We start from the raw sequence: 18,245 nt of genomic DNA on the forward strand, positions 1-18,245 counted from the left end.
GCTTACGTTCAAGGCGAAATCACTCGTATTTCCAGCCAACTCGGTGCACGCATCGATGACGTACGCGTGCAGGACAACCAGCACGTCGTCAAAGGCGAACTGCTGGTGCGCCTGGAAGCCGCCGACTTCCAGCTCGCCGTCGAGCGCGCCCGTGCAGCGTTGGCCACCCGTGAAGCGGAGCACGTACAGGCCGAAAGCCGCCTGACGCAACAGGGCAGCCTGATTGCCGCTGGCCAGGCCCAGGTCGCCGCCAACCAGGCCACGCTCGACCGCTCACGCCTGGACCTCAACCGCGCAGAGGCCCTGCGCAAGCCTGGTTTCGTGTCCGAAGAGCGGGTTACCACACTCTCGGCAGAACGCCACGTGGCCAGCTCCCAGGTCGACAAGGCGCGCGCCGATTTGCAAGGCCAGCGCCAGCAGGTCAATGCCCTGGCTGCCGAGCTCAAACGCCTCGACGCGCAGATCGCCAATGCACGCGCCGACCTTGCCCAAGCCGAATTGAACCTGACCCGCTGCGAGATCCGCGCCCCGATCAGCGGCACCATCGGCCAGCGCAACGCGCGCAACGGCCAGGTGGTGCAGGCCGGCGCCTACCTGCTGTCGATCGTGCCCGACGAAGACATATGGGTGCAGGCCAACTTCAAGGAAACCCAGATTGGCCGCATGCAACCTGGCCAGCGCGCCGAGTTGCTGTTCGACAGCTACCCGGACACGCCTGTCGAAGGCCGGGTCAACAGTCTGTTCGCAGCCTCCGGCGCCCAGTTCAGCCTGCTACCACCCGACAACGCCACCGGTAACTTCACCAAGGTGGTGCAGCGCATTCCGGTGAAGCTGACCTTCAGTGCCGACAACCCGCTGCGCGGCCGCATCCGCCCCGGCATGTCGGTTACCGCCACCGTCGATATCCGCGCCGAGGACGATGGCCGCAATGGCCGGTGATCAACTGCTCAGGCCCACTGCCGAGCCGAGCCGGCGCGACTGGATTGCGGTGATGAGCGTAATGCTCGGCGCCTTCATGGCGGTACTGGACATCCAGATCACCAACGCTTCGCTCAAGGACATCCAGGGCGCGCTTTCCGCGACCCTGGAAGAGGGCTCTTGGATCTCCACCTCCTACTTGGTTGCAGAGATCATCATGATCCCGCTGACCGCCTGGCTGGTGCAGCTGCTATCCGCCCGGCGCCTGGCGGTGTGGGTTTCGGCCGGTTTTCTGCTGTCGTCGCTGCTCTGCTCCATGGCCTGGAACCTGGAGAGCATGATCATGTTCCGTGCCTTGCAGGGCTTTACCGGCGGCGCCTTGATCCCTCTCGCGTTCACCCTTACCCTGATCAAACTGCCTGAGCACCACCGCGCCAAGGGCATGGCCATGTTCGCCATGACCGCCACCTTCGCGCCTTCGATCGGCCCGACCTTGGGGGGCTGGCTGACCGAGAACTGGGGCTGGGAGTACATCTTCTACATCAACATCCCGCCAGGCCTGGTGATGATCGCGGGCCTGCTGTATGGGCTGGAAAAGAAAGAAGCACACTGGGAACTGCTGAAAAGCACCGACTATGCCGGCATCGTCACGCTCGGCGTGGGCCTGGGCTGCCTGCAGGTTTTCCTCGAGGAGGGCCATCGCAAGGATTGGCTGGAATCGAACCTGATCGTCAGCCTGGGCACGGTCGCGCTGATCAGTCTGATTACCTTTGTGATCCTGCAGTTTTCCAAGCCGCACCCTTTGATCAACCTGCGCATCCTGGGCAATCGCAATTTCGGCCTGTCGAGCATCGCCAGCTTAGGCATGGGCGTCGGGCTGTACGGTTCGATCTACTTGTTGCCGCTGTACCTGGCGCAGATCCAGGGCTACAACGCCTTGCAGATTGGCGAAGTGATCATGTGGATGGGCGTGCCGCAGCTGTTTCTGATCCCGCTGGTGCCCCTGCTGATGAAGGTGATTTCGCCGAAGATACTTTGCGCGATTGGCTTCTGCCTGTTCGGCGCCGCCAGCTTTGGCTCGGGGGTGCTCAACCCGGACTTTGCGGGGCCACAGTTCAATCAAATCCAGATCATTCGGGCACTGGGGCAACCGATGATCATGGTGACCATTTCGCTGATTGCCACCGCTTACATTCAGCAGCAGGATGCCGGGTCGGCGTCGAGCCTGTTCAACATCCTGCGCAACCTGGGAGGCGCCATCGGCATCGCGCTGCTTGCCACCTTGCTGGATGCACGAACCAAGGTGTACTTCGACTACCTGCGCGAGTCACTGGTGCCGAGCAATCCGCAGGTGGCAGAGCGCCTGGCACAGCTGGCGGAGCGCTTGGGCAGCGATACGGCGGCGCTGGGCAAGCTCAGTGAAATCACCCATCAGCAGGCGCAGATCATGGCGTACAACGACGCCTTCCATTTTGTCGGGATCGGCTTGGCGGTGAGCATGGTGGCGGTGTTGCTGACGCGCAAGCTGCCGGAGGGGTTGAAGGCTGGCGAAGCGCACTGAATGGGCGTTGGCTGCACTGGCCTCTTCGCGGCATTAGCCGCGAAGAGGCCAGTGCAGGTGGCGAAGCATCAGCTGGTAATCAGCCGCTCGCGCAACTGGGTAATCTCGTCGCGCAACTGCGCTGCTGCCTCGAACTCCAGGTCGCGGGCGAACTGCATCATCTTCTCTTCCAGCTGCTTGATACGCTTGGTGATCTCGCCCGGCGTGCGCAGCTCTGCCTCGTAGCGGGCGCTCTCCTCCGCGGCCTTGGCCATGCCTTTGCGCTTTTTGCTGCGCGAGCCAGGCACCGTGGCACCTTCCATGATATCGGTGATGTCCTTCACCACCCCCTTGGGCACGATACCGTTGGCCAGGTTGAAGGCAATCTGTTTCTCCCGACGCCGCTCGGTCTCGTCGATGGCCCGCTGCATCGAGCCAGTCATCTGGTCGGCGTAGAGGATGGCCCGGCCATTGAGGTTACGCGCAGCCCGGCCGATGGTCTGGATCAGTGACCGCTCGGAACGCAGGAAGCCTTCCTTGTCGGCATCGAGGATCGCCACCAGCGACACTTCCGGCATGTCCAACCCCTCACGCAGCAGGTTGATGCCCACCAGCACATCGAAGGTACCCAGGCGCAGGTCGCGGATGATTTCTACCCGTTCGACGGTGTCGATGTCCGAGTGCAGGTAGCGCACCCGCACGTCGTGATCGGCCAGGTAATCGGCGAGGTCTTCGGCCATGCGTTTGGTCAGCGTGGTCGCCAGCACCCGTTCGCCGGCATCGACACGCTTGCGGATCTCCGACAACAGGTCATCGACCTGGGTCAGCGCCGGGCGGATTTCTACCTGAGGGTCGACCAGACCGGTCGGCCGCACCACCTGCTCGACCACCCGCCCGGCATGTTCCGCTTCATAAGGGCCGGGGGTTGCCGAAACGAAAATGGTCTGCGGGCTGACCGCCTCCCATTCATCGAAACGCATGGGCCGGTTGTCCAGCGCCGAGGGCAGGCGAAAACCGTACTCGACCAGGGTTTCCTTGCGCGAGCGGTCGCCCTTGTACATGGCGCCGACCTGGGGAACGCTGACGTGCGATTCGTCGATCACCAGCAGCGCATCCGCTGGCAGGTAATCGTAGAGGGTGGGTGGCGGTGCGCCCGAGGGGCGCCCGGACAGATAGCGGGAGTAGTTTTCGATGCCGTTGCAGTAGCCCAGCTCGAGGATCATCTCCAGGTCGAAACGGGTGCGCTGCTCCAGCCGCTGCGCTTCCACCAGTTTGTTGCCCTTGTGCAGGTATTCGAGGCGGTCCTTGAGTTCCTCCTTGATGCCCTCGACCGCACCCAGCAGCGTTTCGCGCGGGGTGACGTAATGGCTCTTGGGGTAGAAGGTGAAACGCGGCAGCTTGCGAAAGACCTCACCGGTGAGCGGGTCGAAAGCTGCGATGTTCTCCACCTCGTCATCGAACAACTCGATACGGATGGCTTCAAGGTCGGACTCGGCCGGGAACACGTCGATCACATCGCCCCGCACGCGGAAGGTGGCACGGGCGAAATCCATCTCGTTGCGGGTGTACTGCAGGTCGGCCAGGCGGCGCAGCAAGGCGCGCTGGTCGAGCTTGTCGCCGCGGTCCACGTGCAGGACCATTTTCAGGTAGGTTTCGGGGCTACCCAGGCCATAGATGCACGACACGGTGGTGACGATGATCGCGTCACGCCGCTCGAGCAATGCCTTGGTCGCCGACAGGCGCATCTGCTCGATGTGGTCGTTGATCGACGCGTCCTTCTCGATGAAGGTGTCGGACGACGGCACATAGGCTTCGGGCTGGTAGTAGTCGTAGTAGGAAACGAAGTACTCGACCGCGTTGTTCGGGAAAAACGCCTTGAACTCGCCATACAACTGCGCGGCCAGGGTCTTGTTAGGCGCCAGCACCAGGGTCGGGCGCTGCACCTGCTGGATGACGTTGGCAATGCTGAAGGTCTTGCCCGAGCCGGTCACCCCAAGCAGCGTCTGGTGCGACAGCCCGGCCTCGATGCCTTCGACCATCTGGCGAATGGCTTCGGGCTGATCGCCGGCCGGCTGGAAACGGGTGACGAGCTGGAACTCGGACATGAGGGACCTCGCGGTGCTGCAGCAACTGTAAATTTAGCCAGTAGTCTATACCCAAATGCGCCCATTCGGGGCCGGTTTCAAGCCCCGGGTGTGAACGCTTATTGCTGTGGACACGGCAAATAGACCAATGGTCAAAAAATATTTGCGCAAATGCCTGGAAAAGCTGTGCCAGAGTGTCGCAGTGACCGGTCGGTATCACTATACTGACTCCCCGTTTGTGCACCGCTTCAGTGCATTCGGGCTGGAGCGTGTACGTCCTATCACTCTCCATTCAGAGCCAAGGTAACAATGAGCCTGTTTTCCGCTGTCGAGCTGGCACCCCGCGACCCTATTCTGGGCCTCAACGAAGCATTCAACGCTGATCCACGTACCGACAAGGTCAACCTTGGCGTGGGCGTCTACTGCAATGAGGAAGGCCGCATTCCGCTGCTGCGCGCCGTGATCGAAGCCGAGACCCAGCGTGCTGCCCAGCATGCCTCGCGCGGCTATTTGCCGATCGACGGCATCGCCACCTATGACCAGGCCGTGCAAAAGCTGCTGTTCGGCGCCGAGTCGCCGCTGCTGGCCGCCGGCCGTGTCGTCACTGTGCAAGCCGTTGGCGGCACCGGTGCTCTGAAGATTGGCGCCGATTTCCTCAAGCGCCTGTCGCCCAACGCCGTTGTGGCCATCAGCGACCCAAGCTGGGAAAACCACCGCGCGCTGTTCGAGACCGCAGGTTTCCCGGTACAGAACTACCGCTACTACGACGCCCCGAGCCACGACGTCAACCGCGCCGGCATGCTCGAAGACCTGAACAGCCTGCCGTCCGGCTCGATCATCGTCCTGCACGCCTGCTGCCATAACCCGACCGGCGTCGACCTGACCCTGGACGACTGGAAAAACGTCCTTGAAGTGGTCAAGGCCAAAGGCCACGTGCCATTCCTCGACATGGCCTACCAGGGCTTCGGTGACGGCATCGCCGAAGACGCCTTCGCCGTACGCCTGTTCGCCGAGTCGGGCCTGGACTTCTTCGTCTCCAGCTCGTTCTCCAAATCGTTCTCGCTGTATGGCGAGCGCGTGGGCGCACTGTCGATCGTGACCGGCTCCAAGGACGAAAGCACCCGCGTGCTGTCGCAGGTCAAGCGCGTGATCCGCACCACCTACTCCAACCCGCCGACCCATGGCGCGACCATCGTCGCCACCGTGCTCAACAACGATGAACTGCGTCAGATGTGGGAAGACGAGCTGGGTGAAATGCGCCAGCGCATCCACGGCATGCGCAAGCAGATGGTCGAGCTGTTGGCCACTTACGGTGCCAAGCGCGACTTCAGCTTCGTCGGCCGCCAGGTTGGCATGTTCTCGTACTCGGGCCTGACCGTTGAGCAGGTCGCGCGCCTGAAGAACGAGTTTGGCATCTATGCGCTGGACACTGGCCGTATCGCGGTAGCGGCACTGAACCAGAGCAACATCCACGTGGTCACCAAGGCCATCGTCGAAGTGCTGTAACTGTTTGATTCTGCTCTAGTTTACCGAGGGGCAGCTTGACTTCCCCTTGGTGATCAGTAAGATGGACGCAGATTCCGCGATAGCTCAGTCGGTAGAGCAAATGACTGTTAATCATTGGGTCCCTGGTTCGAGTCCAGGTCGCGGAGCCAAACACTGAAAACCTCCAGTTGCGCAAGCACTGGAGGTTTTTTCATTTCCGGGCCTGCTACTGCTGCAGCGGCTCGGTCACAGGCTTGCCTTCATCCACCAGGCTCCACACCAAGAGCTTGGCAGGCCGGCTTTTACTGGCATTGCGCGACACGCTGTGCACGGTCCCAGGCGCTTCGTACCAGTACTCGCCGGCCTTGTAGGTCTTTTCTTGCTCATCATTGAGCTTTGATACCACCGCACCTTCCAATACGTAGGCCATGACTGCGCCTGGGTGCTGGTGGGCGGGCGACGCCTGGCCGGGGGCATAGCTGACGGTGAGCATCACCGCCTTTTTACCGGGGGCGTTGCTGGGCAGTTTTTCTTGCAGTACCTGGACCTGATCGGGGGCATCGCCATGCGCCCAGGCGGGGATATGGCCGGCGAGCAGGCCAATGCTGATGAGCGAGGCAATGGCAAAAGATGAGGGTTTCATGGGCTACTCCTGATTGGCGACTGCCAGCAGGTTAGGCCCGGTGGTGCCTGGGGAAAATGGCCAATGCAGCGAAAAACAAGGAGGCCTATTACGGCCCCTGATCTCAGATACGCCCGATCAGATAGAACTCACCCTGGCTCCAGACCCCTAACCACTCCTCGCCCTCAATGATGCGCGGCACCGCCAGCTCGACCAGCTGGTAAAACACATTGCGATGAATCAGCGCATCGAGGTTGCTGCGCATCAGCACATAGGGTGAAGGCTCCTGGGTAACAGGATCGATCTCGACCCGCAACGGATTAGCCGGGCCCGCCTCGACCTGGTCATCGACATTGCTGGTAAAGCGCAGCACCTGTTGCTCACCACTGCCCAGCACCTCCAGGGCAATCGCGACAAAGGGCGCATCATCGACACGGATACCGACCTTCTCCACCGGTGTGATCAGGAAGTAGTCATCACCATCGCGGCGAATGATCGTGGAAAACAGCCGCACCATCGGCTTGCGCCCGATTGGCGTACCTAGGTAATACCAGGTGCCATCGCGGGCGATACGCATGTCGATGTCGCCGCAAAAGTCCGGGTTCCACAGATGCACCGGCGGCAGCCCCTTTGCTTTGGGGATCTGTGCCAGAAGATCATTGGCCTTGCCGGAATCGCTCATCACACTTGCCTCATTCGCTCATGCCCAGAAGGCTACGAGCGTACTCGCGCATCGGCGCGGCAAGCAAATCTTCCGGCGTGTTGTCGTGGAACGTCAACAAACCGCCACGGCTCTTGATGCGGGCCGTGTCGATCAGGTAGCGGGTATTGGTTTCGATGAGCATCATCTGCACGACCCCGGTATCCCAACCCAGGCGGTCGACCGCCTGCTCGTCATACCACTCGTCACCGTTGCCGATACGGTCGTCGGTGCGCGCGAAACGGGTGTACAGCACATAGTCCGCGCCCACCGAGCGCGCCTCGGCCATCGCTTCCTCCAGGCCAAGCGGGCCTTGGGCGCGGCGCACCAGCGGGAAATACTCGACGAAACTCTTGAACGCCTCGTCGGCCACCACATTTTGCCGCGGCAACGGGCCTTTACCGGGGGGCATGAACGCGCCCTGGCCAATGAAAATGAACGAGTCGGGCTGCAGGCGGATCGACAGGGTCCGGCGGGTATCGCTGTGGTCGAGCAGACCGGCATCGCTCATGTGGTAACGGACGCCCTCGCCCATATCGCTGACATTCATGCAGCCGCCCAACGCCATCAGCGCCAGCAGCAAGACCAGGCTACGCATCTTTCCTCCAGTGGCCGGCGACGAAAAACCGGCGAATAGCCGGCGGATGCAGCTTTTGCGCCAGACTCAGCCGCCGATCACCTTCATCACTGTCACCCCCCCGGAAAACGCCACATCCTGCTTGTCTGCCAAGGCCTTAACCAGCAGCCGCTGCAAGGCGGGAAGCGCTTGATGACGCGGCTTTTCCAACAGGTCGCCGACAAAGTGGCGATTGCTCGACGACAAGCAGCCATGCAGCCAACCGGTGGATGACAAACGCAGCCGCGAACAACTCCGGCAGAACGGCACGCTCTCGTTGGCGATCACACCGAAATGGCCTTTACCGGGGACCTGGTAGCGCAGGGCAGTGGCATCCACCGCCGCGTCCACCTGCTCGTAGGCATGCTCGGCGCCGATCAGCCCGAGCAAGTGGTCAAGGCCAACGAACTGCTGCAGGAAAGCATTGCGGTCATTGGCCAGATGGCCCATGCGCATGAGCTCGATGAAGCGCAGCTCAAACCCCCGCGCCAGGCAGTAATCGAGCATCGGCAGAACCTGGTCGAGGTTCTGGCCGCGCATCGGCACCATGTTCACCTTGATCTGCATACCCTGCGCGCTGGCTTGTTGCATGCCCGTCAGCACGCTGGCAAGGTCGCCACCGCGGGCGATGCGGCGAAAGGCCAGTGGGTCCAGGGTATCGAGGGAAACATTCAGGCGGCGGATGCCTGCTGCGCGTATCTGTGGCAACTTGCGCGCAAGCAACTGGCCGTTGGTGGTCAGCGAGATATCGTCGAGGGGGAGCTTGGCCACGGCAGCCAGAAAATCGTCCAGCCTAGGGCTGACCAACGGCTCGCCACCGGTAATGCGCAAACGCTCGATGCCAGCGGCTTCAATCAGGTAGGCAACGCCCCGCGCCAGCGCCTCGGCAGGCAACTCGTGCTGGGCCGCCACCAGGCGCTTGCCATCGGGCACGCAGTAGGTACAGGCATAGTTACAGGCAGCCGTCAGGCTGACACGCAGGTTGCGAAAGCGCCTGCCTTGACGATCGACAATCATGGATGACTCCGGCATGGATGAAGCGGGGCTGGCAAAACCTGACTCATAAATCAGGTTTTTGCAAGCCCCTTGTTCATGCCGGGTCAACTGCAAGGGCCCCGCAGCGGCCCTGCTCTGTCAGTTGGCGGGTTCTGGGTCGCGTTTGCGCTTGTTACCCATGCGTACGCCGATGTCCATGAGGAACTGGAAGAAACCTTCCTGATCTTCGAGCACGTTGCTCCAGAACGGCGAGTGGTACAGCGCCACGGCGCCATGCACCAAGGCCCAGGCCGCGCAATAGTGGAAGTACGGCGGTACGTCTTCGAGCTTGCCTTCGCTGATACGGCCCTTGATCAGCTGGGTCAGGCGATCGAAGTTGGAGGCGCGGATGCTGTGCAGCTGCTCGACCATCTCCGGCACTTGATTGCCCTTGACCACCTTTTCTTCCAGGCGGTCGAACAGCCGGTAGCGCTGCGGATCGCGCATGCGGAACTCGAAGTAGGCGCGCGACAGGGCTTCCTTGTCACGGTCAACGTCGGCCGAATGCAACAGCTCGTTCAAATCGCGCTCGTAGTCGAGCATCAGGCGCAGGTAGATCTCCGCCTTGGACTTGAAGTGCTTGTAGATCGTGCCTTTGCCGATACCCACGGCGTCGGCGATCATCTCGACGGTGACGCTGTCTTCACCCTGTTCGAGAAACAGCTTGAGCGCCGTATCGAGGATTTCCTGTTCGCGACGGCGAAACTCACGGACCTTACGAGGTTCTTTCTGCATAGGAAGGACTGGTTGACGATCGAAGCGGTTTATTATGCCTAACTTGCGGGAAATTGCACGGATCATCCAACCATGTCTATGTTTCACGATGAGTTCGATCAAGCCCCGGGGCTGCGCTACCTGAACCACGCGGCCATCGCCCCCTGGCCACGCCGGGCTGCCGAGGCGGTGGCACGCTTTGCCCGCGACAACGTTTGCCTGGGTGCCAGCGAGTACCCGACCTGGCTGGCGACCGAGCGGCGCCTGCGCGAGCGGCTGGCGCGGCTGATCCACGCCCCCTCGCCCGGCGACATCGCCCTGGTGAAGAACACTTCCGAAGGGCTGTCACTGGTCGCTTTTGGCTTGGACTGGGCGCACGGCGACCAGGTGGTGATCAGCGACGAGGAATTCCCCTCCAACCGAGTCGTATGGGAAGCCCTGGCCGACCGTGGCGTGCAGGTGATCCAGGCCAGCCTGGCAGGGCCCGACCCCGAGGCCACGTTGCTGGCGGCCTGCGGGCCACGCACCCGCTTGCTGGCGATCAGCGCCGTGCAATTCGGCAGCGGCCTGCGCCTTGACCTGGCGCGCCTGGGTGAGGGTTGTCGGGTACGCAATGTGCTGTTCTGCGTCGACGCCATCCAGCAGGTCGGCGCCCTGCCCTTCGACGTGCAGCGCTTTCAATGCGATTTCGCCATGGCCGATGGCCACAAGTGGATGCTCGGACCCGAGGGGTTGGGGCTGTTCTATTGCCGCGCCGAAATACGCCCGCAGCTTGAGCTCAATGCGTATGGCTGGCACATGCTGGAGCACCTGGGCGATTTCGAGCGGCGCCAATGGCAGCCGGCGCGTAGCGCGCGGCGTTTTGAATGTGGTAGCCCGAACATGCTCGGTGCCTGCGCACTGGAGGCGAGCCTTTCGCTGCTGGAGGAGGTCGGGATCAGCACGGTAGCGCAGCGCTTGCAGCAGCGCGTGGCGCAGTTATATCAAGGCTTGGCCGCGGTGCCTGGCGTTTTGCTGCAGACACCCGCTGATCCCGACAGACGGGCGGGCATCGTCACATTCAGTATCAAAGGGCAGGATAGCGTGCAGATTCAAAAGGCATTGATGGCTGAGCGCACAATTTGTGCCCTAAGGGGCGCTGGCGTGCGATTTTCACCGCATTTCTATACCAGCGAGCAGCTAATTGACGAAGCTGTGCAGCAGGTTCGCCGGCTGGCCATGCATTGAGAGCGGGGATGGATACCGGGCGTATTCCAAATCTGTTTAAAAAACGACCAATAGGGACTGGCACTGTGCCAAACCTGACCAATACTTGAACTGTTGGCGCGGCGCATCCCCCCCAAGTGGCGCGCCGATAAAGGTGCTCAGGGACCGCGTACCTTTGTTTTACTCCTAATGGTCTTAACCCGGATTCCCTCCCCCAGAACCCGGGTTTTTTTTGCCTGTTTGAAGGGGTGCCCTCAGACCACACGTGCCAAGGGGAACAAGCGCTTGAAGTTCGCCGTGGTCTGCTCCGCCAACTGCTCATAACTGGCCCCACGCAACGAGGCGACATACTCGGCCACTTCGCGCACGTACTGCGGCAGGTTCGGCTTGCCCCGATACGGAATCGGCGCCAGGTAAGGCGAATCCGTTTCCACCAGCAGCCGGTCGACCGGCACTTGGCGTGCCACCTCACGCAACGCGTCAGCATTGCGGAAGGTGACGATGCCCGACAACGAAATGTAATAGCCCAGGTCCAGTGCCGCCTTGGCCATATCCCAGTCTTCCGTGAAGCAGTGCAGCACACCGGCCTGAGGCAGGTTAGCCTCGCGCAGCAGCGCGAGGGTATCGGCCCGCGCTGCACGGGTATGCACGATCACCGGTTTGCCGGTCTGGCGCGAGGCCTCCAGGTGCAGGCGAAACGATGCCTGCTGCAACTCGGCCGCTTCCGGCTCGTAGTGGTAGTCCAGGCCGGTTTCGCCGATCGCCACAACATGCGGGTGCGCCAACTCACGCAACAGCCACTCCAGCGCAGGGGTCTCGCCCGGCGCCAGGTCCAGTGGATGCACCCCCACCGAGCAGTCGACATCGGCGTACTGTTCACTCAGGGCCTTGACCGCCCCGGCGTTGTCGGCACTGACGCCAATGCACAGAAAATGCCCGACCCCGCGTTCGCGCGCAGCCTGCAGGGCAGCATCGAGCGAGCCCTGGTGGGCACTCAGGTCAAGACGGTCAAGGTGGCAATGGGAATCTACGAGCATGGGATAACGGCACACATGAATAAAAGGGAAAGTCAGCGGGCGCCGGGCAACTGCTGCCAGTGAGCCAGCAGCGCTTCGAGCAGCAGGGCGCGATTGAGGTTGGCTTTGCCCAGCACCTTCTGGCGCTGCTCCAGGACCCACGCCTGAACCTGCAACACCTTCGCCTGTCGGCTCTTTTGCGCCAGGTACTGCACGACCTTGCGCATATCGGCCAAGCCTAACCCTTCTTCGTCCTGGGTCAACTGATAGCGCAGGATCAGGTGCGACCACTCACAGAACCAGTCGAACAGCAGCAACAGCGGCACGCCACTCCAGGCATCGGCCAGCTGGCTGGGGGACTGTTGCTGCTTGAGCAGTTTTTTCACCCCATCGGTGACCAGCGCGCGCTGTTCACGTACACCCTGTGCCTGCAGGCTGACCGCCCTCAACGGCGAACCTGCGGCCAGGGTCAGCAGCTCATCGCGCTCGGTTTCATCGCTGTCGGCCAGCGCATTGGCCAGCCAGGCTTGGCTCTGGGCCAGGCTGGGCTGCGGGCAGACGACCTGCTGGCAGCGGCTCTTGATGGTCGGCAGCAGGCGGCTGGGCTGATGGGTAACCAACAGCAGGACGGTATCGCCCGAAGGTTCTTCAAGGCTTTTGAGCAACGCATTGGACGCATTGACGTTCATCGCCTCGACCGGCTCGATCAACACGACCTTGCGCCCCCCCAGCTGCGCAGTCTGCACCACAAAGGCCACCAAGTCGCGCACCTGATCGACCTTGATCGGCTTGTCGGCCTCCTCCGGCTCCAGTACGTAGTTGTCCGGGTGGCTGCCGGCCTTGAGCAACAGGCAGGACTTGCAGGTGCCGCAGGCATCCAGCCCCTGAGGGTGCTGACACAACAAACGCGCCATCAGGCGCTCGGCCAGGGCTCGCTTGCCGATACCTTGCGGCCCATGCAGCAAGTAGGCGTGTGCGTGCTGGCTGCGACCGGCCAGCTGCTGCCAGATGGCTTGCTGCCAGGGGTAGGCCTCAGCCACGGCAACGCTCCAGGATACCCGGCAGCAGTGCGTCGATGGCGCGCTGCACGGCCTCCAGGGGCTGCGCGGCATCCAGCAGGCTATAACGCTGCGGCGCGCGATGGGCACGCTGCAGGTAGGCTTGGCGCACCGCCTCGAAGAATGCCTGGCCTTCCTGCTCGAAACGGTCCAGGCGGCCACGTGCGGCAGCACGGGCAAGGCCGACTTCGACCGGCAGGTCGAAGACCAGGGTCAGGTCTGGGCGCAGGTCGCCTTGGACGAACTGCTCCAGTGTGGCGATGCGCTCGACGGACAACCCCCGGCCCCCGCCCTGATAAGCGTAGGTAGCATCGGTAAACCGGTCACACAGCACCACCGCCCCCCGGGCCAGGGCAGGCCGGATCACCTGCGCCAGGTGCTGGGCGCGCGCAGCGAATACCAGCAGCAGCTCGGTATCCGCCGCCATGCTTTCATCGCTTGGTGCCAGCAACAACTCGCGCACCTTTTCGGCCAGCGGTGTACCGCCCGGTTCGCGGGTCAGCAGCACATCCAGGCCATGTTCGCGCAGGCGCGCCGCCAGGTATTCGCGGTTGGTGCTCTTGCCCGCGCCTTCGGGGCCTTCCAGGGTAATAAACAAGCCGCTCACAGGCAGTCCTTAAGGTTGTTCTTCGGGCGTCGGCGCATCGGCCGCTGCGGGGTCGCCGGCCGGGGCCGATTGCTGCGCGGGGGCCGCGTCGGGCTCAGGCTGCGCAGACGGCTGGTCCGCTGCGGGCGCATCGGGCTCGGTGGGCTCGGTGGCCTCGCTGGCACCCGGCTGGGCCTGCGGCGCCGGGCTCGACCGGTAATCCGCACGCCGCTTGAGCTGGAACTCGCGCACCGCCGAATTGTGGTCGTCCAGGTCGTCGGAGAACACGTGGCTGCCATCGCCACGGGCAACGAAGTACAGGCTGGTGCCAGTGGCCGGATTGAGCGCAGCGTGAATAGCCTCGCGCCCGACCATGGCGATCGGCGTCGGCGGCAAGCCGGTCATGGTGTAGGTGTTGTAGGGCGTCGGCTCGCGCAGGTCGGCACGGGTAATTCTGCCGTTGTAGCGCTCGCCCATGCCATAGATCACGGTCGGGTCGGTCTGCAGCATCATGCCCAGGCGCAGGCGCCGTACGAACACGCCAGCTATCTGCCCGCGCTCTTGAGGGATGCCGGTTTCCTTCTCCACCAGCGAGGCCATGATCAGCGCTTGGTACGGGTCGCGATACGGCAGGTCAGTGGTGCGCTCCGCCCATTCCTTGGCCAGCACTTCGTCCAGGCGCATGTAGGCCTGTTGCAACAACTCGATGTCGCTCATGCCGCGCACGAAGCGATAGGTATCCGGGAAGAAGCGGCCCTCGGGAAACACGCCGGTGTGGCCAAGCTTGTCCATCACCTCGGCGTCCGTCAGGCCGTCCAGCGTGTGCTTGATCTTTTCGTGCTTGGCAACTGCCGAGCGCACTTGGCGGAAGGTCCAGCCTTCGACCAGGGTGAGGTTGTACTGCACCACATCGGCACGGCGCCACGCGTCGAACAGCTGCTCGACCGTCATGCCTGGGGTCAGGCGGTACTCACCGGTGTGCAAGGGCGTACCCGCCATGTTGAAGCGCCAGTAAAGCCGCAACCAGAAGGCGTCATCGAGCAGCCCATCGTTCTGCATGCGGTAGAACATGCGGTTGGGGTTGGTGCCATTGGGCACGTCGAGCAGGCGCTCCTGCGTCACGTGCAAGGGCTGCTCCAGGACCGAGTTGACCTTCCAGGCCGACCAGCCCAAAGCCAGGCCGGCCAGGATCAACCCCATTTCCAGCAGCAGCAGGAATTTGCGTCTCACGAATTCAGGTATCCAGTAACGTACGGGCAACGGCCTGCAGTTTACGGGTGAGTGGGCCCGGCGACCAGTTCAGCGCGGCAAAACCCCTCACAGGCCAGACACCATAGACACTGTTGCACACGAATACCTCATCCGCCTGCTCCAGTTCATCGAATGCCAGGTCGCGGACCTGTACGGGGATGGCCATTGCCTGGGCCTGCTGCAACAACGCGGCGCGCATCACGCCGGCGACGCCGCAGCGGCTGAGGTCTGCGGTCAGCAGCACACCGTCACGCACCAGAAACAAATTGCTATACACCCCTTCGACTACCCTGCCCTGCCCATCACGCATCAGGCCTTCGGCATGCTCGCCGCCCTGCCATTCGGCACGCGCCAGCACCTGCTCCAGGCGATTGAGGTGTTTGAGGCCGGCCAGCAGCGGTTGTTCCCCAAGCCGGGTCTGGCAAGGGAACAATTGCACACCGAGTTCGGCATGTTCGACAGGATAGCTGGGCAGCGGGCCACCCTGAAGGATGCGCCGTGGCGCCGCACCGGCAACCGGGGCATAGCCGCGCTGGCTGTCGCCACGGGTAAGGATGAGTTTGGCAACGCCATCACCTAGCTGGTTGGCGTAACGCCGTATCTCGTCTTCGATCAACGCCAGGTCGACGTCGATGGCCAGGCGCTGGCATCCCAGCGCCAGGCGTGCAAGATGGCCGGCCAGCAAGCTCGGCCGGCCGCCTCGCACGGCGATGGTCTCGAACAGACCATCGCCGTAGGCCAGGCCGCGGTTCTGCAGATTGACTGCATCCGCCGGCTGGCCGTCGAGCCAGCTGTGCATCAACCAGCGAACCGGCGGAACACCAGCGAGCCGTTGGTGCCACCAAAGCCAAACGAGTTGGACAGCACCACGTCGATCGGCATGCTGCGCGCCTGGTGCGGCACGAAGTCGAGGTCACAGCCCTCGTCCGGCTCATCCAGGTTGATGGTCGGCGGCGCCATCTGGCTGTTGATTGCCAGTACGCTGAAGATCGCTTCCACCGCGCCCGCAGCACCCAGCAGGTGGCCAGTCATCGACTTGGTCGAGCTGACCGCGAGCTTGTAGGCATGCTCGCCGAACACACGCTTGATCGCAGCCACTTCGGCCACATCGCCCGCCGGGGTCGAGGTGCCATGGGCGTTGATGTAGCTGACCTCTTCAGGCTGGATGCCGGCGTCGCGCAGGGCATTGGCCATGCAACGGGCAGCACCTTCACCGGAATCGGGTGGCGAGGTCATGTGGTAGGCGTCGCCGCTCATGCCGAAACCAACCAGCTCGGCATAGATGGTCGCACCACGGGCCTTGGCGTGCTCAAGCTCTTCGAGAACCAGCGCACCAGCACCGTCGGACAGCACAAAGCCGTCACGGCCTTTGTCCCAAGGACGGCTGGCACGGCTTGGCTCATCGTTACGGGTCGACAGCGCGCGCGAGGCACCGAAGCCGCCCATGCCCAGGCCACAAGCGGCCATCTCGGCGCCACCGGCGATCATCACATCGGCTTCACCGTAGGCGATGTTGCGTGCGGCCATGCCGATGCAGTGGGTGCCCGTAGTGCAGGCGGTGGCAATGGCGTAGTTCGGCCCCTGCAGCCCCAGGTGGATCGACAGGAAGCCGGAGATCATGTTGATGATCGAACCCGGCACGAAGAACGGCGAAATGCGCCGCGGGCCTTGCTCATGCAAGGTCCGGCTGGTTTCTTCGATGTTGGTCAAGCCGCCGATGCCCGAGCCCATGGCCACGCCAATACGCTCGCGGTTGGCGTCGGTCACTTCCAGGCCGGCATTACGCACCGCCTGGAAACCGGCCGCCAGGCCGTACTGGATGAACAGGTCAAGCTTGCGGGCCTCTTTGGCCGACAGGTACTGCTCGACCTCGAAGCCTTTCACCGAGCCGCCGAAACGGGTGGAGTAGGCAGCCAGATCCGTATGTTCGATCGGACCGATGCCACTGCGGCCAGCCAGAATGCCCTGCCAGGTACTCGGTACATCGGTACCCAGTGGTGACAGCATACCCATACCGGTGACCACGACGCGTCTACGCGACACAGTACTCTCCTTTTCTAATAACAGAGTCTCTTGCGATTACATTCAAGCGCAGGAATGCAATGGCAACAGGCTCTTGGTGCGCGGTGAACGAAGCCGCCTGGGAAATGCGAGGCGCTCGCAAAGAAAAAACCGCACGCCGGCGAAGGCAGTGCGGTTTTCCCCGACAAGAAACGTCGACTGTAGCGTCTTAGGCCGAGTGGGCTTGGACGTAGTCGATAGCAGCTTGAACGGTAGTGATCTTCTCGGCTTCTTCGTCAGGGATTTCGGTCTCGAATTCCTCTTCCAGAGCCATCACCAGTTCAACGGTGTCAAGCGAATCGGCACCCAGGTCATCGACGAAGGACTTGGTATTAGTCACTTCTTCTTCTTTGACGCCCAGTTGCTCGGCGACGATTTTCTTGACGCGTTCTTCGATGGTGCTCATACCTAGTTTTCACTCCTAATGGACATATGTCAGGCAGCTGGCCGGTGACCAATTTTATAGAAAGACGTTCGCTTTTCAAGCTAAACGCACCTTCGAATTAGTCACCCGACCCTCTGCCTGGAATCTGGTTGCAGCTTTATAACGGATTTTAGGCTCGCAGTATGACTCTTTTTTTACGAAATCCGTCACATTGAGTTGCAGTTTTACATGTACATCCCGCCGTTGACCGGCACGGTAGCACCGGTCACATAGGCTGCGCCGTCGGACGCCAGGAAGGAAACCACCTTGGCGATTTCCTCGGCCTGGCCCAGGCGGCCCAGCGGAATCTGGGTCTGCAGGGCTTCGCGCTGCGCTTCTGGCAGCTCACGGGTCATGTCGGTGTCGATGAAGCCTGGGGTCACCGAGTTGACGGTGATGCCTCGCGAGCCCACTTCACGCGCCAGGGCGCGGCTGAAGCCTTCCAGGCCAGCCTTGGCGGCGGCATAGTTGGCCTGACCGGCGTTACCCATGGCACCGACGACCGAGCCGATGCTGATGATACGACCCCAACGCGCCTTGGTCATGCCGCGAAGCACGCCCTTGGACAGACGGTAGAGGCTGTTAAGGTTGGTGTCGATCACGTCGAACCACTCGTCGTCCTTCATGCGCAGCATGAGGTTGTCGCGCGTGATACCTGCGTTGTTGACCAGGATGGCCGGTGCACCGAACTGCGCGGTGATGGCGCCCAGCACCGCTTCGACGGACTCGGCGCTGGTCACGTTCAGCTCCATGCCGGTACCGGTGATGCCGTGCTCTTTCAGGGTAGCGCCGATGCGCTCGGCACCGGAGGCCGATGTGGCGGTGCCGATCACGGTCGCGCCCTGGCGGCCCAGTTCGAGGGCGATGGCCTGGCCAATGCCACGGCTGGCGCCGGTGACCAGTGCAACTTTACCTTGCAGGCTCATGCA

At 62.5% G+C, this 18,245-nt stretch carries 18 protein-coding genes and 1 tRNA gene; 5 read left to right on the top strand and 14 right to left on the bottom strand.

All coding sequences use genetic code 11. The annotated features are described in order from the left end of the window. Both NP534_RS06765 and NP534_RS06770 read left to right on the top strand, forming a co-directional pair. Positions 1-939 (top strand): HlyD family secretion protein (locus tag NP534_RS06765; protein WP_274098225.1); only part of this gene is annotated, 939 nt, incomplete at its 5' end. Between the two features lie 49 nt (positions 940-988). Beyond that, on the top strand, positions 989-2,479 hold the full coding sequence (locus NP534_RS06770; RefSeq protein WP_274098249.1) for an MDR family MFS transporter: 1,491 nt from the start codon (positions 989-991) through the stop codon (positions 2,477-2,479). A 68-nt stretch (positions 2,480-2,547) separates the two neighbouring features. Here NP534_RS06770 and uvrB read toward each other — a convergent pair whose 3' ends face one another. Continuing rightward, positions 2,548-4,563 (bottom strand): excinuclease ABC subunit UvrB, encoded by a 2,016-nt coding sequence (gene uvrB / locus NP534_RS06775; RefSeq protein ID WP_033700558.1) that lies wholly within the window; start codon positions 4,561-4,563, stop codon positions 2,548-2,550. 288 nt (positions 4,564-4,851) lie between these two features. Between uvrB and NP534_RS06780 the strand changes: the two genes are divergently transcribed. Next, a complete protein-coding gene (locus tag NP534_RS06780; protein WP_047583564.1) occupies positions 4,852-6,048 on the top strand; it encodes an amino acid aminotransferase in 1,197 nt (398 codons plus the stop codon). A 73-nt stretch (positions 6,049-6,121) separates the two neighbouring features. Further along, positions 6,122-6,197 (top strand) — tRNA-Asn (locus NP534_RS06785). 56 nt (positions 6,198-6,253) lie between these two features. Here NP534_RS06785 and NP534_RS06790 read toward each other — a convergent pair. The 5 genes from NP534_RS06790 to NP534_RS06810 all read right to left on the bottom strand — a co-directional run bounded on the left by NP534_RS06790 (position 6,254) and on the right by NP534_RS06810 (position 9,735). Beyond that, positions 6,254-6,670, bottom strand: a complete 417-nt coding sequence (locus NP534_RS06790) for a cupin domain-containing protein (protein WP_274098226.1) — start codon at positions 6,668-6,670, stop codon at positions 6,254-6,256. 103 nt (positions 6,671-6,773) lie between these two features. Then, positions 6,774-7,331: a DUF1285 domain-containing protein gene (locus tag NP534_RS06795; protein ID WP_274098227.1), complete on the bottom strand. Its 558-nt coding sequence runs from the start codon at positions 7,329-7,331 to the stop codon at positions 6,774-6,776. A gap of 10 nt (positions 7,332-7,341) precedes the next feature. Beyond that, positions 7,342-7,947 (bottom strand): DUF4823 domain-containing protein, encoded by a 606-nt coding sequence (locus NP534_RS06800; RefSeq protein ID WP_033700563.1) that lies wholly within the window; start codon positions 7,945-7,947, stop codon positions 7,342-7,344. A gap of 66 nt (positions 7,948-8,013) precedes the next feature. Continuing rightward, on the bottom strand, positions 8,014-8,982 hold the full coding sequence (locus NP534_RS06805; RefSeq protein ID WP_274098228.1) for a GTP 3',8-cyclase MoaA: 969 nt from the start codon (positions 8,980-8,982) through the stop codon (positions 8,014-8,016). Between the two features lie 117 nt (positions 8,983-9,099). After that, on the bottom strand, positions 9,100-9,735 hold the full coding sequence (locus tag NP534_RS06810) for a TetR/AcrR family transcriptional regulator (RefSeq protein WP_019473685.1): 636 nt from the start codon (positions 9,733-9,735) through the stop codon (positions 9,100-9,102). 72 nt (positions 9,736-9,807) lie between these two features. On the opposite strand from NP534_RS06810, the gene NP534_RS06815 reads away from it, so the two are divergent. Next, positions 9,808-10,941, top strand: coding sequence for an aminotransferase class V-fold PLP-dependent enzyme (locus tag NP534_RS06815; protein ID WP_274098229.1), 1,134 nt, complete (start codon positions 9,808-9,810; stop codon positions 10,939-10,941). A gap of 233 nt (positions 10,942-11,174) precedes the next feature. Here NP534_RS06815 and NP534_RS06820 read toward each other — a convergent pair whose 3' ends face one another. From NP534_RS06820 to fabG, 8 genes are all read right to left on the bottom strand, one after another. Then, a complete protein-coding gene (locus tag NP534_RS06820) occupies positions 11,175-11,957 on the bottom strand; it encodes a TatD family hydrolase (RefSeq protein WP_033700566.1) in 783 nt (260 codons plus the stop codon). Between the two features lie 32 nt (positions 11,958-11,989). Beyond that, positions 11,990-12,976 (bottom strand): DNA polymerase III subunit delta', encoded by a 987-nt coding sequence (locus NP534_RS06825; RefSeq protein ID WP_274098230.1) that lies wholly within the window; start codon positions 12,974-12,976, stop codon positions 11,990-11,992. Continuing rightward, positions 12,969-13,601, bottom strand: a complete 633-nt coding sequence (tmk, locus tag NP534_RS06830) for a dTMP kinase (protein WP_033700568.1) — start codon at positions 13,599-13,601, stop codon at positions 12,969-12,971. Before tmk ends, NP534_RS06825 begins: the two co-directional genes overlap by 8 nt. 9 nt (positions 13,602-13,610) lie before the next feature. Next, positions 13,611-14,810 (bottom strand): endolytic transglycosylase MltG, encoded by a 1,200-nt coding sequence (gene mltG / locus NP534_RS06835; RefSeq protein ID WP_274098231.1) that lies wholly within the window; start codon positions 14,808-14,810, stop codon positions 13,611-13,613. 4 nt (positions 14,811-14,814) lie between these two features. Continuing rightward, positions 14,815-15,630, bottom strand: coding sequence for an aminodeoxychorismate lyase (gene pabC / locus NP534_RS06840; protein ID WP_274098232.1), 816 nt, complete (start codon positions 15,628-15,630; stop codon positions 14,815-14,817). Next, a complete protein-coding gene (gene fabF / locus NP534_RS06845) occupies positions 15,630-16,874 on the bottom strand; it encodes a beta-ketoacyl-ACP synthase II (RefSeq protein WP_033700571.1) in 1,245 nt (414 codons plus the stop codon). Before fabF ends, pabC begins: the two co-directional genes overlap by 1 nt. 187 nt (positions 16,875-17,061) lie before the next feature. Next, entirely contained in the window at positions 17,062-17,298 is a 237-nt protein-coding gene (gene acpP / locus NP534_RS06850) for an acyl carrier protein (protein WP_274098233.1), read from the bottom strand. Positions 17,299-17,501: 203 nt separating this feature from the next. Beyond that, positions 17,502-18,242: a 3-oxoacyl-ACP reductase FabG gene (fabG, locus tag NP534_RS06855; RefSeq protein WP_033700572.1), complete on the bottom strand. Its 741-nt coding sequence runs from the start codon at positions 18,240-18,242 to the stop codon at positions 17,502-17,504. Positions 18,243-18,245: the final 3 nt, after the last annotated feature.

It is taken from the genome of Pseudomonas sp. 39004 (assembly GCF_028682155.1).
Taxonomy (GTDB): Bacteria; Pseudomonadota; Gammaproteobacteria; order Pseudomonadales; family Pseudomonadaceae; genus Aquipseudomonas; species Aquipseudomonas capeferrum.

Excerpts from the sequence above, each read along its gene's own strand:
- uvrB (WP_033700558.1), bottom strand. The coding sequence starts at position 4,563 with ATGTCCGAGTTCCAGCTCGTCACCCGTTTCCAGCCGGCCGGCGATCAG.
- NP534_RS06780 (WP_047583564.1), top strand. The coding sequence starts at position 4,852 with ATGAGCCTGTTTTCCGCTGTCGAGCTGGCACCCCGCGACCCTATTCTG.
- NP534_RS06790 (WP_274098226.1), bottom strand. The coding sequence starts at position 6,670 with ATGAAACCCTCATCTTTTGCCATTGCCTCGCTCATCAGCATTGGCCTG.
- NP534_RS06795 (WP_274098227.1), bottom strand. The coding sequence starts at position 7,331 with ATGAGCGATTCCGGCAAGGCCAATGATCTTCTGGCACAGATCCCCAAA.
- NP534_RS06800 (WP_033700563.1), bottom strand. The coding sequence starts at position 7,947 with ATGCGTAGCCTGGTCTTGCTGCTGGCGCTGATGGCGTTGGGCGGCTGC.
- NP534_RS06805 (WP_274098228.1), bottom strand. The coding sequence starts at position 8,982 with ATGATTGTCGATCGTCAAGGCAGGCGCTTTCGCAACCTGCGTGTCAGC.
- NP534_RS06810 (WP_019473685.1), bottom strand. The coding sequence starts at position 9,735 with ATGCAGAAAGAACCTCGTAAGGTCCGTGAGTTTCGCCGTCGCGAACAG.
- NP534_RS06815 (WP_274098229.1), top strand. The coding sequence starts at position 9,808 with ATGTCTATGTTTCACGATGAGTTCGATCAAGCCCCGGGGCTGCGCTAC.
- NP534_RS06820 (WP_033700566.1), bottom strand. The coding sequence starts at position 11,957 with ATGCTCGTAGATTCCCATTGCCACCTTGACCGTCTTGACCTGAGTGCC.
- pabC (WP_274098232.1), bottom strand. The coding sequence starts at position 15,630 with ATGCACAGCTGGCTCGACGGCCAGCCGGCGGATGCAGTCAATCTGCAG.
- acpP (WP_274098233.1), bottom strand. The coding sequence starts at position 17,298 with ATGAGCACCATCGAAGAACGCGTCAAGAAAATCGTCGCCGAGCAACTG.
- fabG (WP_033700572.1), bottom strand. The coding sequence starts at position 18,242 with ATGAGCCTGCAAGGTAAAGTTGCACTGGTCACCGGCGCCAGCCGTGGC.